Here is a 15,253-nt window from a genome sequence, read left to right as displayed (position 1 = left end):
CGCAGCCGGTCACGCGAACAGACGGTAAGCCACGCCCAAGCTGAAGAGCAGCGCCGTGCCGATGGCGTAGAACGCCAGCGACAGCCAGGCGCTCAGCGGCACGCGCGCCGGCGCGTCAGCGTCTGCGGGCAGGGCCGATTGCGGCGACGGCAGGACTTCTTCATTGGCGGCTTTGGGGCTGAAGCCCGGGCGGGCCACGGCGTCCGCGGTGCGGGCAACGGGCGCAATGCCCAAGGAGACAAGGCGGGTGCCGGCGGGAGTCGGCGTCAGAACGGGTTCCGGTGAGCTCATGGGAAGCCTCCGCAATGGGGTTGGGTAACGAAAGGCGAAACCCCAACAGCAAGCTGCGTGCCCAACCCTTGCCCGTCAGCCGGACGGTCCGATCACGGCCCACTTCCCGTCTCCCGCCCAAAACACTTACGATACGGCAGGCGCCGGGCGTTTATCGCCGCGCTTGCCCGAATCGACTGACACGTGACGGCCGCATTTCAACCACGGAGCATTCATGAACGGTTACCCAGATACTCTTCTCCTGATCGACAACGAATGGCGCGAGGCCCGCGGCGGCGCGCGCATCGACGTCGTCAATCCCGCCACCGGCCAGAAGATCGGCCAGGTGGCCAGCGCCTCCCGCGAGGACCTGGACGCGGCGCTGGCGGCAGCGCAACGCGGCTTCGAGACGTGGCGCGATACCTCCGCCCACGAGCGTTGCGCGGTCATGCGCAAGGCCGCCGTCCTGCTGCGCGAGCGCGCGGACGACGTGGCACGCCTGCTGACGCAGGAACAGGGCAAGCCGCTCGCCGAAGCGCGTGGCGAAGTGCTGGCCGGTGCGGACATCATCGACTGGTTCGCCAACGAAGCGCTGCGCGTCTACGGCCGCATCGTGCCGTCGCGTAATCCCGCCGCCCAGCAATTGGTCATCAAGGAACCGGTCGGCCCCGTCGCCGCGTTCACGCCGTGGAACTTCCCGGTCAACCAGATCGTCCGCAAGCTGGGCGCCGCGCTTGCCACGGGCTGCTCCTTCCTGGTGAAGGCGCCTGAGGAAACCCCGGCCTCGCCGGCCGCGCTGCTCAACTGCTTTGTCGACGCCGGCATCCCGAAGGGCGTTCTGGGCCTGGTGTTTGGCTCGCCGGCCGAGATTTCCAGCTACCTGATCCCGCACCCGATCATCCGCAAGGTCACCTTCACGGGTTCCACGCCGGTCGGCAAGGAACTGGCCGCATTGGCCGGCCGCCACATGAAGCGCGTCACGATGGAGCTGGGCGGTCACGCCCCGGTGATCGTGGCGGAAGACGCCGATGTCGAACTGGCGGTCAAGGCGTCGGGCGGCGCCAAGTTCCGCAATGCCGGTCAGGTCTGCATCTCGCCGACCCGCTTCCTGGTGCACAAGAACGTCAAGGCCGCCTTCGAGCAGGCCTTCGTGGCCCATGCCGAAAAGCTCAAGCTGGGCGACGGCCTGACCGAAGGCACGACGCTCGGCCCGCTGGCCAACGACCGCCGTCTGGCCGCCATGGACAAGATCGTCAAGAACGCGGCCGAGAAGGGCGCGCGCGTGGCCACCGGTGGTCAGCGCGTGGGCAGCGCAGGCAATTTCTTTGCGCCGACCATCCTGACCGACGTGCCGCTCGAGGCCGATATTTTCAACGAAGAGCCGTTTGGTCCCATCGCGGCCATCCGCAGCTTCGAGAACCTGGACGAAGCCATCCGCGAAGCCAACCGCCTGCCGTTCGGCCTGGCCGCCTATGGTTTCACGCGCTCGATCAAGACGGTGCACGAGCTGTCGCGCCGCCTTGAAGTGGGCATGCTCTGGGTCAACCAGCCCGCGACGCCTTCGGCTGAGCTGCCGTTCGGCGGCGTGAAGGATTCCGGCTACGGTTCCGAGGGCGGTCCCGAGGCGCTCGAGGCGTACCTGGTCACCAAGGCCGTCTCGGTCGTGGGCGTCTAAGCCCGCGTCAGACCCCGCCTGACTAGAAACAGGCCGTATCCGGAACACAACCGGTTACGGCCTTTTCATTTGTGCCGTTGATTCGGGTTTTGAGCCGGATTTCTTGTCGGCGGCAATCCTTTGGATGTCTTTCGTCTGGGCGATTGGCGCGGTCGCCCGCATGCCGCAGAATCGGCGCTGCACCATCCGGCGCCTCGCCCGTTGCGATCTTTCGATCCTTTCGCCGTTCTTCATTTGACAGGGTCGCTTACGCACCGTTGCCGGTCGCGCCCGCCGCCCGCAGGTAAGGTCTCCCTGACCATGTCGCCCCGGAGATAGACGTTTCGATGTTTTCCATGTCGCCCCTCAAGACCCTTGCCCGGCACAAGTCCCACGCTGGCCCGGCCATGAACTGGCTGAAGGAACGCAAGCAGTTCGTCAAGGCGCTGCTGTCCAACCCGGCGGCGGTCGGGGCAGTGGCCCCTTCGAGCGCGGCGCTGGCCGCCGCCATCACGGAATCGATTCAGCCCCGAGCCGGTAAGGTCCTCGAACTGGGCTGCGGAACCGGCGTCTTCACCCGGGAGATGCTGCGCAAGGGGATTGCGCCGTCCAGCCTGGTCCTGGTGGAGCAGGACTCCGAAATGAGTTCCAGCCTGCGCAGCCAGTTCCCGGAGGCAGCCGTCCTGCAGGTGCCGGCGCAGGAGCTGTCTCGGGACAGCCATCCGGAGCTTCACGGCATCAGCGCGGCCATCTGCGGCCTGCCACTACGGAACATGAGCGGCGCGCATCACCATAAGCTGCTGACCGCCGTGTTCGAGGCGATGCCGCCGGGCGGGTCCATGCACTTTTTCACCTATGGCGTGAAGTGCCCGATCTCGGCACGAGTGCTTGAGGATTGCGGCCTGTACGCGCGGCGGGTGCGCTTTGTTCCGATGAACCTGCCGCCGGCCTCGGTATACAGCCTGAGCCGGTTGCCCTGAGGGCAGGGCGGGCGCGCCGCGATCGAGGATCGGTTTGCGCGCCCGACGGGCCGTTTTCGGGCGGGGTCCGTTATGCCAGGAAGGTCAGCATGCCGTTGCTCAGGTCGTACATCGACCCGACGATCTTGATCTTTCCTTCCTTTTCCAGCCCGGCAAGAATCGGGCTGTTCTTGCGGATGGCCTCGACGGTGTGTAGCACATTCGTCCGCGCCACGGCGTCCACGAACTGGCCATTTTTGCCGTTTCGGTCTCCGGTGTACTTCGTCGCCTCGACCGCCGGTTTGATGACTTCCAGCAGGGCGGTCAGATGGCCTAGCTGAACGTTGTCGATCGCCCCGGCCACTGCGCCGCATGCCGTGTGCCCCATCACCAGAATCACCTTGGCGCCCGCCGCCGCGCAGGCGAACTCCATGCTGCCCAGCAGGTCGTTGTTGGAGATGTTGCCGGCGATGCGCCCGTTGAAGGTTTCGCCGATTCCCGTGTCCAGGATGATCTCGGCGGGGGCGCGCGAGTCGATGCAGCTCAGGATCACCGCCGCAGGAAACTGGCCAAGGGCGCTGGAACGCTTCTGCGCAAGATAGTCGTGCTTCTGAGGCTTGCCCGCCCGAAAGCGCGCATTGCCCCGTTTCATCATGTCAATCACCTGGTCCGGCGTCATCGCGTCACGCTGCGCCTGCGTCAGTGATGCGGCTGGCGCGTCGCCGGGCGCAAACGCCAGGCCAGCCATCGCCGCCGCGCCAACGCTGGCCTTCAACCAGCCGCGCCGTCCCAGGTCCAGAGGGTGCCCAGCCATGCAACAATCCTTGATCGCTTCCATGAGGTGTCCCCTATAAGCAGCCCACAACGATAGACCGCGGGACGCGGCTATTCGATGATGGGCCGGCCACACATGCCGTTTTTGCGGCGAGAGACATTCTGTTCCTGTTTGCGGCGGCGAACAATGACGGCTGCACGCGGCCCTGTTTTTCTTGTTTTCGCGCCGGATGAGTGGCATAGTTTTTCGCACGACGGGCCCCAGGGTGGCTTCGGGGCGGTTCGACAACGAATACGAAAGGTGCCTCATGCGTTACCTGTACATCGTATTGATCGTGTTGCTCACGGCAATGGTTTTGTCGTTCAAGATCCAGAACTTCGAATCCGTCACGCTGACGCTCTGGACCTCCACCTTCACTTTGCCGGCGTCGGTTCTCGTCATCGGCGTCTACATCCTGGGCATGCTCACAGGCGGCTTTCTGCTCAGCCTGCTGCGTTCCGCCTTCCGAGGGGCCACCGCCCGGCCCGCCGGGCCCACCCCCTGACGATTCCCCAAGCGCCACCCGGCTTGCCGCCGTGCGCCCGCAGTCAGGGCGCGAACGCGTACTTAGGAGCAATCCCGATGAAAAGGCTATTCCTTGTCCTGACCACGTGTGTGCTGGCCGGCTGCGCCGGCACGGTCGCAACGAAGAACGACTTGGCAAAGTACGGCACGCCACCCAGCGACGACGACCTGTACCAGTACATGTCGTCGCTGCGCGACACCATGCCGCCGACCCGGTATGTCAGTTATCGGGACAAGGGGTACGCGGAATCCGTGAAAAAGACCACGGTCATAGCAGAGGACGGCAAACCGGTGTCCGCCTGGCAGTACGACTTTGAAGTCGCCGGCTACGACCAGCCAGGCCCCGAGCAGCCGCAGTGGACCGCGCGGCGCGTCGTGTTCTTCAATGGCCGCGCGATAGGCGGTTTCGATGCGAATGGGAAGTTCATGCGCACGAGCGCCCAGCCGCCAGCAGCGGCCGCGCCCGCACCCACGCCGGCGCAGCCGCGCTAGGCCTCGGCATACCCCATTGCGCCGTTCCGGAGAACCCACCATGCAAAAGCCTCAGCAGGCCGCCCCGCGTCGTGCCCTGACCCTTATCGCCGCAAGCGGCATTCTTGGCCTGGCAACCGTCCTTGCCGGTTGCGCCAACCCGTCCGCGTCGTCCCGCGTCTACACCTTCGACCAGGCGCAGCGCGCCCAGACCGTCACCCTTGGCTACGTCATCGGCGTGCGGCCCGTCACCATCCAGGCCGCCCAGACCTCGGGCCTGGGCGTCATTGCCGGCGGCGCGCTGGGCGCCGTGACGGGCAGCGCCGTGGGCGGCGGTTCGGGGCGCCGTATCACCACCGTCGGCGGCGCGGTTGGCGGCGCCATGGCAGGCAACGCCATCGAAAACGCCAGCGCCCGCCGGGCAGGGCTGGAAATCACCGTGCGCCTGGATTCGGGCGACGTGCGCGTCATCACGCAGGAGGCAGACGTGCCGATTTCGACCGGCCAACGCGTTCAGATCGTGACGCAGGGCGGCGTGAGCCGCGTGGGCGGGATTTGACGTCGATGTAGTGCCTTTCAAACCGTGATTGCCGCTGGATGCGGAGATTAGGCGGCTTATTCTCCGCAAATTTTGCGGAGAATAAATCGCTCGAAGCTCACCACCACCAAATGGGCCGCCATCGCCAAATGTTCGCCCGATACGGCTCTGCGCGACATCACCGATCTCCTGAATCGGAACATGCTCCGCAAAGCGGCCGCGGGCGGACGCAGCACGAGCTACGAATTACCGGAAAGACGTCCCGCCGCCAGGCTTAAGATTCGCTTCATCCTGTCGCGTATAGTCAGCGCATGCGTATCCTACTGGCCGAAGACGATGTATCCCTGGGCGAGTCGATCGAATCGTGGCTGGAGCTGGACGGCTACGTCGTCGACCGTGTGACGCGCGGCGATCTTGCCGAGACCGCGCTTGCCACGCACGACTATCACTGCGTCCTGATCGACCGCGGGCTGCCCGGCATGACGGGTGACGACCTGCTTCGGCGATTGCGCGCGCGGCGCGACAACGTGCCGGCCATCATGATCACCGCGCGCGACGCGGTGCCCGACCGCATCGAAGGCCTGGATCTGGGTGCGGACGACTATCTGGTCAAACCGTTCGATCTGGAGGAGCTGTCCGCCCGCATCCGCGCCGCCTTGCGCCGCCGCGACGGCAACGCCACGCCGGCGCTGGAACACGGCGGTGTCTCGCTCGACGTGGCCGCCAAGCAGGTCCGTTACCACGGCGCGCAGGTGGAGCTGACGGCGCGGGAGTTCGCCATCCTGCACGCGCTCATCCGCCATCCCGGCCACATCGTGTCCCGCGCGCAACTCGAAGAAGCCCTGTACGGCTGGGGCGACGAAGTCGAAAGCAACACGATCGAAGTGCACATCTACAACCTGCGGCGCAAGCTGGCGGCCGACCTTATCAAGACGGTGCGGCGCCAGGGTTATCGCCTGGCCGACTGACATGCGCTGGCGCAAGAAGACATCCAGGACTCCATCCAACGCCGCGTCGAAGGCCCCGCGCGGCTATTCGCTGCGGCGGCGCCTGATCGGCACGACACTCGGCTCCAGCATCCTGGTCGGACTGGTCAGCACCCTGATCGTGCTGGCCATCGCACGCAAGGAGGTCAACGACGCCTACGACGACTGGCTGGAAGAGGGCGCGCGGCTGGTGCTGGCGCTGGGCGAAGGCAGCATCGGCCGCGTGGCCGGCGAGCGCTCCCCGGCCGACACGCAACCCGCGCTGCGTCTGGACTACCAGCTGGTGTCGCGCACGGGAGAAGTGCTGTTGCGCGGCGAAGACGCGCCCAAGCGGCCGTTCGTGGACCCCGAGCGGCGCGGCGACCGCTATTACGACGTGCGCGCCGACGGCGAGGACTGGCGCGTGTATGTCCGCCATCACGACACGCTGGGGTTTTCGGCACAGGTCGGTCAAGAGATGGACGAACGCACCGATCTGATCTGGGACATGCTCGAATCGCTGGCCTGGCCCCTGGTCGGCCTGTGGGTCCTGTTGGGGCTGATCAACTGGTTTCTGATCTGGCGGCTGCTCAAGCCGCTTGCGCGCATGACCCGCGGCATCGAGGGCAAGTCGCCGACGGACCTGTCGCCCGTGGCCGAGGAGAGCAGGGCGTATGAAGTCCAGTCGATCACGGCGGCGCTGAACCGTCTGCTGGGCCGGCTGGATCATGCGCTGGAAGCCGAGCGGCGCTTCACCGCGGATGCCGCCCACGAACTGCGCACGCCGCTCGCCGCGCTGGCGTCGCGGATCCAGGTGCTGCAACGCAGCCATCCCGCCGAACAGGCGCCGGCGCTTGCCGCCCAGTTGCAACGCCTGCGCGCCGACATGATGCGCACGACCAGCCTGGTCGAAAACCTGCTGCAGCTGGCGCGCCTGGACCCGCAATCGGCCGATGCCATGCCCCGCGAGCGCGTTGATGTGCCCAGCCTGCTGCAGGACGCCGCCGACGCTTGCGCGCCCACGGCGGCGGCGCAGGGCACTACGATAACGATCGATGCGCGCGAGACGGCACTGGCCGGCAACCGCGATGCGCTTTTTACGGCCTTGCGCAACCTGATCCATAACGCGGTGTCGTACGGCCGCGAAGGCGGCCAGGTGCGGGTCGCTGCCGAACGCGCGGGTCAATACGTCGCGCTCAGTGTGAAGGACGACGGCCCGGGCGTGGCCCCGGCCGATCTCGAGCGATTGACGCAGCGCTTCTATCGCGTGCTGGGCACCAATGTGCCGGGAAATGGCCTTGGCCTGTCCATCGTCGCGCGCGTGGCGGATATGCACCGCGGGCAATTGCAGTTCGGGCCGGGGCTGGGCGGCCGGGGGCTGGGTGTGACGCTACTTGTGCCCATCGATACGAAGGCGTGACGACATCACGGTCGCATTCGTGCCCAAAGCTAAGGTCTGCTTCATCTTCGGGGCGTCAAATGACGCCATGTTCAACAACGAAGCGCAATCCGCGCAAGGAGCTGCACCATGACCCAGACTACCCGTCGTTCCACGTTCATCCGCACCTTCCTGGCCAGCACCGTGCTGGCCGGCGCCGCCGTGGCAGGCGTGGCGCACGCGCAGGGCTACACGGGCCCCAGCACCGGCAAGCCGGCGGCGCAGGGCTATAGCGGCCCCAGCACGGTGGCCGTCACCACGGTCAAGGAATTGCTGGCCAACGGCCGCGATGACCAGAACGCCATCCTGCGTGGCCGGATCGTCTCGCACGACGGCGACGATCACTACACCTTTGACGACGGCACGGGTCAGATCCGCGTCGAAATCGACAACGACGACTTCCCCGCCGGCCAGAAGATCGACGACAAGACCCAGGTCGAACTGCGCGGCGAACTGGACCGCGATCGCAACAACGTCGAGTTCGATGTGGACAGCGTCCGCGTGATGTAAAGAGCGTGCGGCGGGCGCATACGGTATTCTGTCGGCCTCAAGTCGATACCCGTACCTGTTTGTCGTGAACCCCGTAACGCCCCCCGCCGCGGTCCAGCTGCCCGAAGCCACCATCCGCGCCACCGTCCGGTTGCCCATCCGTCTTGCCGACGGCTCCGAGGCACAGGCGTTGGCGTACAGCTTTCACGGCCTGGCCGACGCTCGCGACCATCTCGCCCTCAAATTCGGGCAACCCGGCCCGCAGCCGCTTGTCCGCCTGCATTCCGAGTGCATGACCGGCGACGTCTTCGGCTCGTTGCGCTGCGACTGCGGCCCGCAACTGCAGGAAGCGTTGCGTCTTATGAGCCAGGAGGGCGGTTACCTGCTGTACCTGCGCCAGGAAGGGCGGGGCATCGGCCTGTATTCCAAGATCGACGCGTACCGGCTGCAGGAATTGGGCTACGACACCTACACCGCCAATCTGGAACTGGGCCACGGCCTGGACGACCGCGACTACACGCCGGCGGCGCAGATGCTGCGGGCGCTGGGCGTCGATGATCTGGAACTGCTGACCAACAATCCCGACAAGCGCACGCAGTTGGAACGCATGGGCATCCGGGTCAGCGGTTGCCGCCTGACAGGGGTTTATCCGAACGAACACAACAAGGGCTATCTGCTGGCCAAGGCGCTGCGCACGCAGCATCGGATCGAGCTCGGCCAGACCGAGGAATGATGGCCCGCAAGTCCGCTAGCCGCCCCCCGGGGCGGCTTTGCTTTTCCCGAATGTAAGGACAAACCCTTATACTCTGGGCCGGTCGATGGGCCGCATTGCCGGCTGCATGGCCGTATCGTGTTTTGGAATTCCCTATGAATCAACAACATAAAGACCTGTCCGCGCTCGCAAAAGCGTGGCTGTTTGTGCTGGGCGCGTGCATTCTGGCCGCCGGGCTCTTTTTCGGTTACCACGGCGCTCGCCTGGTGGCCCTGAATGGAAGCTGGTACTTCGTGGTGTGCGGCGTCGTGCTTGCCGTCTCCGGCATCCAGATCGCCCGCCGCCGCCCCAATGGCGGCCTGCTTTTCGCGCTGGCGCTGGTCGGCACCGCGATCTGGGCGGTCATCGACGTGGGCCTGCAATTCTGGCCGCTCGTCTCCCGCGTGCTGGTGTTCGTGGGCTTCGGCATCCTGGTCGCGCTGTCGCAGCCGCTGCTGCGCCGGGCACAGAAGCTGCCGGCCAACCCGGCGCCGTCCCGCATTGCGGCCGCCGTGCTGGCGCTGGCCTTTATCGGAACCGTGGCCGGCATGTTCGTGCCCCACGCGCCCGTGTCGCAAGGCGAGACCCTGGCGCTCAAGCCCGTCGCACCCGGCCAGGAACAGAAGGACTGGGCGCACTACGGCAACACCGCCGGCGGCACCCGCTTTGCGGCGCTGGACGAGATCACCCGCGACAACGTGAAGGACCTTGAGGTCGCCTGGACCTACCGCACGGGCGACACCCCCGTCAGCCCCGGTGGCGGCGGCGCCGAAGATCAGCAGACCCCGCTGCAGATCGGCAACCGCGTGTTCCTGTGCACCCCGCACAACAACGTGATCGCGCTGGACGCCACCACGGGCAAGGAGCTCTGGAAGGTCGAGATCAACGCCAAGCAGAAGAAGTGGATGCGTTGCCGCGGCCTGGCCTATTTCGATATCGATGCGCCGCTTGAGCAGCCCACCGTCGAAGGCGCGACGCCGGTCAAGGCCGTGAGCCTCGCCGCAGGCGCCGCCTGCCGCCGCCGCATCCTGATGAACAGCGTGACGCCCGAGCTGATCGCGCTGGACGCCGACACCGGCGCCTTCTGCGCCGACTTCGGCAACCAAGGCCGCGTGGACCTGCGCGCCGGCATGGGCAAGGGCGCCGACAAGGGCGAGTATTACCCGACCTCGGCCCCGACGCTGGCCGGCACGACCATCGTCATCGGCGGCCGCGTGGCGGACAACGTCAGCACCGACATGCCTGGCGGCGTGGTGCGCGGTTTCGACGTGGTGACCGGCGAGCTGCGCTGGGCCTTCGATCCGGGCAACCCGGAAGACCAGGCCGCGCCCGCCGACGGCCAGACCTACGTACGCTCGACCCCGAACGTGTGGGCGCCGATGTCGTATGACGCCCAATCGAACACCGTGTTCATGCCGGTTGGCAGCGCCGCGGTGGACCTGTGGGGCGTGAAGCACACCGCGCTTGACCGCAAGTACGGCGCCTCGGTGCTGGCCGTCGATGCCAGCACCGGCCGCGAGAAGTGGGTCTACCAGACCGTGCATGACGACCTGTGGGACTTCGACGTCCCGATGCAGCCGTCCTTTGCCGACTTCCCCGTCGACGGCAAGACCGTGCCCGCACTGGTGTTCGGCACCAAGGCCGGCCAGATCTTCGTGTTGGATCGTCAGACCGGCAAGCCGCTCACCCGCGTCGAAGAACGCAAGGTGCCGGCCGGCAACATCCCCGGCGAAACCTATTCGCCGACCCAGCCGTTCTCCGTCGGCATGCCTTCGATCGGCGCGAACGACATGAAGGAATCGGACATGTGGGGCGCCACGCCGTTCGATCAGCTGCTGTGCCGCATCCACTTCAAATCCAAGCGCTACACGGGCCTGTTCACGCCGCCTGGCACGGATCCGTCGTTGAACCTGCCCGGCTCGCTGGGCGGCATGAACTGGGGCGGCATCTCGATCGACCCGGTGAACGGCTACCTGTTCATCAACGACATGCGCGTCGGCCTGGAAGTGCAACTGGTCGAAGCCGGCGCCAATGCCAAAAAGAGCGACGGCAATGAAGCCGCCGCCATCCAGGGCCCCGTGGCGCTGTCGGGCACGCCCTACGCGATCAACGCCAAGGTGCGCTTCATGTCGCCGCTGGAGATCCCGTGCCAGGCGCCGCCGTTCGGCACGCTGACCGCCGTGGACCTGAAGACGCAGAAGATGGTCTGGCAGGTGCCGGTCGGCACCGTGCAGGACACCGGTCCCTTCGGCGTCAAGCTGGGTCTGCCGATTCCGATCGGCATGCCCACCATCGGCGGCACGCTCGCCACGCAGGGCGGCCTGGTGTTCATCGCCGCCACGCAGGACTACTACCTGCGCGCGTATGACGCCGGCACGGGCAAGGAGGTGTGGAAGGTCCGCCTGCCGGTCGGCAGCCAGGGCACGCCCATCAGCTACAAGTCGACCGTCGATGGCAAGCAGTACATCGTCATCTCGGCCGGCGGCGCCCGCAACTCGCCTGATCGTGGCGATTATGTGATCGCGTACGCGTTGCCGGGCAAGGTCTGAGCCTTGCGGTAGGTTGAACGCTAGGGCGCTCCACGGAGCGCCCTTTTCGTTGTGGGCGAGGGCAGCGGACGTGGTGCTGCGGGACCTAACCGCTGTGCCGATGCTTGCCGGTCTTGATGAACAGGTCCGAAAAACTCTCCCAGTCCTGCAGGTACACGAACATCTCGCCGTCATCGCCTTCACACAGCGCGGATCCCCGGCTGCTTTCCTCCCAGAATGCGAAGAAGGGAAGCCGGCGGATGTCGTCCAGGCGCACCAGACGGTCTTTCACGATGGGCAGCCCAAAGTAGGTTGTGGTCATATGCCGAGCCTCGATGTTGCGACAGGGAGGAAAAATCTTACCGGCGAAAGTGAACAGCCAAGAAGAGCTAAAGAAGGTAGTGCGCCAGGACTGCTGCGGGTCAACACAATGGCGTGAGCAGCGGCTCGTCGGCGTATAGACGTTCCGTGTTATCCAGGAACATCTGCACCATTGCCTGCATAGCCTCGGGCGACCACCCGGCAACGCGCGGCGTCAACACCACGTTGTGCAGATCAGCAAGGCCCACAGGCAATTGCGGTTCGCCTTCATAAACATCCAGCGCAGCACCTGCAATCGTCTGCTCGCGCAGCGCGCATTCCAGAGCGGCGGTGTCCACCACGCTGCCGCGCGCGATGTTGATCAGGTATCCATTCGCTCCCAGATGCGAAAGGACGCCGGCATCGATCAGGTGGAAGGTCGCGTCGCCACCGGGGATGGCGACCAACAGCACGTCAGACCATTGCGCCAATTCTTCCAGCGTTGAAAAGTAACGATGCGCCGAACCCGTGCGTGGACGGCGGTTGTGGTATCCGATCTGCATTTCGAATGCCTGCGCTCGCAATGCCACTTTTTCGCCAATTCCCCCAAGGCCGACAATGCCCAGCTTCTTGCCCGACACGTTGGGAGGCAGCGGCAACTGGGTGCGCCACACGCCTTGCCGCGTAAGCTGGTCCAGACGCGGAATGCCACGGATAACCGCGATCATCAGGCCCATGGCGTGGTCGGCGACACAACTGTCGTTGGTGCCGGCCCCGTTGGCGACCTTGATGCCGCGCTGCCTGGCGTGATCCAGGTCGATTTTTTCGTAACCGGCGCCCATCGAATACACCAACTTCAAATTGGGCAAGGCGTCCATCTGCTCCGCCGTCAAGCCAATGGCGCCGATGGTCATCACCACCTCAACGCGCGAGGCGTGGTCGGCAATGGCCTGCGCGTACTGCTCTGGCGTCGGCGTGAAGATGGCTTCGAAGTGGCGGGCGATCTGGTCGCGGTCGGACTGCGTGACCGGATTCATGATGATGAGTAGAGGCTTTGGGGAAGACATGCTGGGAGGGGAATCCATATCAAATTTCGGTGTGCCGGGCGACCAGACCGACGCGCACGTTGCTCAAGTGGGCTTGCATCGCCGCGCGCGCGCCTTCCGGGTTGCGGTCCACAATAGCCTGCAGGACGGCAATGTGCTCGTCGCAGCCAGGGATCAGCCGCTCCGGCGCGCCATTCTGGTCAAAACATCGCGCCTTGATGCGCAGGTCGTGGATGGCCTGCGCCATCAGCCGGTTGCCGCTAGCCCGGGCGATGCTGTCGTGCAGCAGGTTGTCGACACGATGATTCTCTTCGTGAGTGGCGTGTTGCCGGCGCCGGATCTCTTCGACCTGCTGGAGCAGGGCAGCAGCCTCAGCCGGGGGCATGCGGGTCGCGGCCGCGGCGGCCGCGTCGCCTTCCAGCAATACGCGCATCTGGAAGATTTCCAGGTACTGGCGCAGCGACGGTTCCGGCACGATCAGTTGGCCGCGGGCGGTGCGAACCGCAAAGCCCGCCCCGATCAGCCGGCTCATCGCTTCGCGCAGCGGCGTGCGCGATACGCCGAGCGCGCTGGCGAGCGTGCGCTCCTGCAGCGGCCGGTTAATGGGCAATTTGCCGAGCTGGATCATGTCCAGCATGGTCAAATAGGCCTCTTCGACCAGGTCTCGCGCGTCGGCGGAGGGGGCAGTTGCCGCCTGCCGAAGGTGGGGCGGGGATGCTTCCATGGCGTGCGTGATGGACATGGGGATCAGGGAAAGAGTAGGGGGAAGATGGGAAAGTTCGGATCGGCCCGTAGCGCAGCTTCACGGTCGCGGATCCAATCCAAATAGTCCCGCCAGCGTTGCACGGCCTGCGCCGGTTCCAGCGGCTCGAAGCGCACCCGCTGGCCCGGCCGCATCTGGGCGAGCCGGGGAAGGTCGGCGGAGATCACGGTTGCGATCTTCGGATACCCGCCGGTGGTCTGGCGGTCATTCATGGCAATGAGGGGCTGCCCCGCGCCCGGGATCTGGATGCTGCCTGCCGCAATGGGGTCGGTGATGATGTCGGCGCCCTTGGCATGCGCGATGGCCGGGCCTTCCAGGCGCAAGCCCATGCGGTCGGACTGAGGCGCCAGGCAATACGTGGCTCCAAGAAAGCGTTCGATTTCAGCCGGTGCAAAGTGGTCCTGCTGCGGCCCGAGCACGATGCCGACGGGCTCGTCCCGGTAGAACCAGCCGGTGTCGCGGGCCGCCAGCCACCGTCGTGGGAAGCGGCTTCGGCTATCGCCCGTGCCGAGCACGTCGCCTCGCGCCAGCGCACGGCCATCGAGGCCCCCGAGCCGGGCGCGCGTAAGCGTGGACGCGCTGCCCAGGACGGGCGTGACGGCAATGCCGCCACCGACCGCGAGATAGCCGCGAACGCCGCGCTCCAAGGGCCCGATCGCCAATGTGGCCCCCGCTGGCAGACGATGGGACTGCCAAGGAGTCAGGGCGCGCGCGGGCAATGCGCCGGTTGCGGCGATGTGCAGAGTGGCAGTACCAGCGAAAGCGATTGCACAGTCTGCGTCCAGCACCGTCAGCCGGCCGCCCAGCAAGGTGAATTCCAGCGCTGCGGCGTTGGGCGTGTTGCCGACGAGCGCGTTGGCCAGGCGCAGCGCACCCGGATCCATGGCGCCCGATGGCGGCACGCCCATGTGCTCATAACCCGCGCGGCCCAGGTCCTGCACCGTGGTCAGCATCCCGGGCACTTCGACGCGTAGCCGGGCTTTCATGGCCGGACTTCCCTTTGTGGCTGCGGACGGCTGGCGGGATCGTCCTGCTGGGCGGCCAAGTGTTCGAACGCGTCGGCGTCGATTGGCGTGAACACGACCTCGTCGCCAGCTTCGAACAAGAAGGGCTGGGCATGGCGCAGATCAAAACTGCGCCAGGGCGTGCGGCCGATCAGGTGCCATCCGCTGGGCCCGGGCACCGAGGCGATGGCGGTCTGCTGCCCGCCAATGTTGACGCTGCCCGCGGGCGTGTGCGCGCGGGGCATGGCGCGGCGGGGCGTGTGCAGCAGGGGATCGAGGCCCCCTAAATACGCGAATCCGGGCAGGAAACCTACCATGTAGACCCGGTAGACGGGCGCCGTGTGGCGCGCGATGAGCTGCGCGGGGGCCAACTGGTGTAGGTCCGCGAGCGCCTGCAGGTCCATCCCGTGGTCGCCGCCATAGCAGACGGGAACCTCCCAGCGGCGTGGAACGGGCATGGGCGCGCCAGCACAGGCGTCAAGGCTGCGTGCGATCAGGTCGCGCACTGCGCCGTGCCCAATCAGGAGCGGATCGAAGCCCACCGCCAGCGAGCGGTACGCGGGGACCACGCTCGACAAGCCTCGAGTCTTGCGCAAGGCGCTTCGCAGCTTGTGCGCCAGCGCCAGCACCTGTGCGTTCGTGTCGGCGTCGATACGGTCGGCGAACTCGATCAGCAGCGTGCGGTCACCTGCGGGAACGATGCGAGGCACCGGGGAAGGCGTGGAGATTGGCGCGGCG

Annotated in this window: 17 protein-coding genes and 1 pseudogene; 11 read left to right on the top strand and 7 right to left on the bottom strand. The window is 66.2% G+C overall.

Translation table 11 applies throughout. The features are described 5' to 3' along the window. Window positions 1-9: 9 nt before the first annotated feature. On the bottom strand, window positions 10-291 hold the full coding sequence (locus AB3147_RS14145) for a hypothetical protein (RefSeq protein ID WP_175136475.1): 282 nt from the start codon (window positions 289-291) through the stop codon (window positions 10-12). A 214-nt stretch (window positions 292-505) separates the two neighbouring features. Between AB3147_RS14145 and AB3147_RS14140 the strand changes: the two genes are divergently transcribed. Next, window positions 506-1,945 (top strand): NAD-dependent succinate-semialdehyde dehydrogenase, encoded by a 1,440-nt coding sequence (locus tag AB3147_RS14140; RefSeq protein WP_175121493.1) that lies wholly within the window; start codon window positions 506-508, stop codon window positions 1,943-1,945. A 386-nt stretch (window positions 1,946-2,331) separates the two neighbouring features. Then, window positions 2,332-2,904, top strand: coding sequence for a class I SAM-dependent methyltransferase (locus AB3147_RS14135; RefSeq protein ID WP_239213682.1), 573 nt, complete (start codon window positions 2,332-2,334; stop codon window positions 2,902-2,904). Between the two features lie 70 nt (window positions 2,905-2,974). Here the strand turns inward: AB3147_RS14135 and AB3147_RS14130 are convergent, their stop codons facing one another. Further along, window positions 2,975-3,697, bottom strand: a complete 723-nt coding sequence (locus tag AB3147_RS14130; RefSeq protein ID WP_367352192.1) for a carbonic anhydrase family protein — start codon at window positions 3,695-3,697, stop codon at window positions 2,975-2,977. Window positions 3,698-3,965: 268 nt separating this feature from the next. Between AB3147_RS14130 and AB3147_RS14125 the strand changes: the two genes are divergently transcribed. The 9 genes and pseudogenes from AB3147_RS14125 to AB3147_RS14085 all read left to right on the top strand — a co-directional run bounded on the left by AB3147_RS14125 (window position 3,966) and on the right by AB3147_RS14085 (window position 11,423). After that, on the top strand, window positions 3,966-4,202 hold the full coding sequence (locus AB3147_RS14125; RefSeq protein ID WP_218343906.1) for a LapA family protein: 237 nt from the start codon (window positions 3,966-3,968) through the stop codon (window positions 4,200-4,202). A 77-nt stretch (window positions 4,203-4,279) separates the two neighbouring features. Then, window positions 4,280-4,714 carry a hypothetical protein gene (locus tag AB3147_RS14120; protein WP_175121497.1) on the top strand — a complete coding sequence of 145 codons (435 nt, stop codon included), beginning with the start codon at window positions 4,280-4,282 and terminating at the stop codon, window positions 4,712-4,714. 40 nt (window positions 4,715-4,754) lie between these two features. Then, window positions 4,755-5,252, top strand: coding sequence for an outer membrane lipoprotein (locus AB3147_RS14115; protein ID WP_343739070.1), 498 nt, complete (start codon window positions 4,755-4,757; stop codon window positions 5,250-5,252). 93 nt (window positions 5,253-5,345) lie between these two features. Further along, window positions 5,346-5,477, top strand: a pseudogene (locus AB3147_RS14110) (DUF4172 domain-containing protein); the annotation flags it as partial. A 65-nt stretch (window positions 5,478-5,542) separates the two neighbouring features. Then, window positions 5,543-6,199, top strand: a complete 657-nt coding sequence (locus AB3147_RS14105; protein ID WP_191577181.1) for a response regulator transcription factor — start codon at window positions 5,543-5,545, stop codon at window positions 6,197-6,199. A 1-nt stretch (window position 6,200) separates the two neighbouring features. Next, window positions 6,201-7,616 (top strand): ATP-binding protein, encoded by a 1,416-nt coding sequence (locus AB3147_RS14100; protein WP_367352191.1) that lies wholly within the window; start codon window positions 6,201-6,203, stop codon window positions 7,614-7,616. Between the two features lie 108 nt (window positions 7,617-7,724). Further along, complete coding sequence (locus tag AB3147_RS14095; protein WP_218343900.1) at window positions 7,725-8,144, top strand: YgiW/YdeI family stress tolerance OB fold protein; 420 nt, start codon at window positions 7,725-7,727, stop codon at window positions 8,142-8,144. Between the two features lie 130 nt (window positions 8,145-8,274). Beyond that, a complete protein-coding gene (gene ribA, locus AB3147_RS14090) occupies window positions 8,275-8,856 on the top strand; it encodes a GTP cyclohydrolase II RibA (protein ID WP_255809482.1) in 582 nt (193 codons plus the stop codon). Between the two features lie 134 nt (window positions 8,857-8,990). Continuing rightward, complete coding sequence (locus AB3147_RS14085) at window positions 8,991-11,423, top strand: membrane-bound PQQ-dependent dehydrogenase, glucose/quinate/shikimate family (protein ID WP_367352190.1); 2,433 nt, start codon at window positions 8,991-8,993, stop codon at window positions 11,421-11,423. An 85-nt stretch (window positions 11,424-11,508) separates the two neighbouring features. Here the strand turns inward: AB3147_RS14085 and AB3147_RS14080 are convergent, their stop codons facing one another. The 5 genes from AB3147_RS14080 to pxpB all read right to left on the bottom strand — a co-directional run bounded on the left by AB3147_RS14080 (window position 11,509) and on the right by pxpB (window position 15,225). Further along, a complete protein-coding gene (locus tag AB3147_RS14080; RefSeq protein WP_218343895.1) occupies window positions 11,509-11,724 on the bottom strand; it encodes a hypothetical protein in 216 nt (71 codons plus the stop codon). Window positions 11,725-11,824: 100 nt separating this feature from the next. Further along, entirely contained in the window at window positions 11,825-12,769 is a 945-nt protein-coding gene (locus AB3147_RS14075) for a 2-hydroxyacid dehydrogenase (RefSeq protein ID WP_367352189.1), read from the bottom strand. A 19-nt stretch (window positions 12,770-12,788) separates the two neighbouring features. Then, entirely contained in the window at window positions 12,789-13,472 is a 684-nt protein-coding gene (locus AB3147_RS14070; RefSeq protein ID WP_367353538.1) for a GntR family transcriptional regulator, read from the bottom strand. 23 nt (window positions 13,473-13,495) lie between these two features. Next, the gene (locus tag AB3147_RS14065) at window positions 13,496-14,497 is read right to left on the bottom strand and encodes a 5-oxoprolinase subunit C family protein (protein WP_367352188.1); all 1,002 of its coding nucleotides are present in this window, start codon (window positions 14,495-14,497) and stop codon (window positions 13,496-13,498) included. After that, window positions 14,494-15,225, bottom strand: a complete 732-nt coding sequence (gene pxpB / locus AB3147_RS14060) for a 5-oxoprolinase subunit PxpB (RefSeq protein WP_343736827.1) — start codon at window positions 15,223-15,225, stop codon at window positions 14,494-14,496. The genes AB3147_RS14065 and pxpB overlap by 4 nt, the downstream gene beginning before the upstream one ends. Window positions 15,226-15,253 lie beyond the last annotated feature (28 nt).

The sequence above is a fragment of the Achromobacter animicus genome, from assembly GCF_040775605.1.
GTDB classification, from domain to species: Bacteria; Pseudomonadota; Gammaproteobacteria; order Burkholderiales; family Burkholderiaceae_B; genus Achromobacter; species Achromobacter animicus.
Note: the sequence above shows the minus strand (reverse complement) of the source record. Positions and strands in the feature narration are given on the sequence as shown.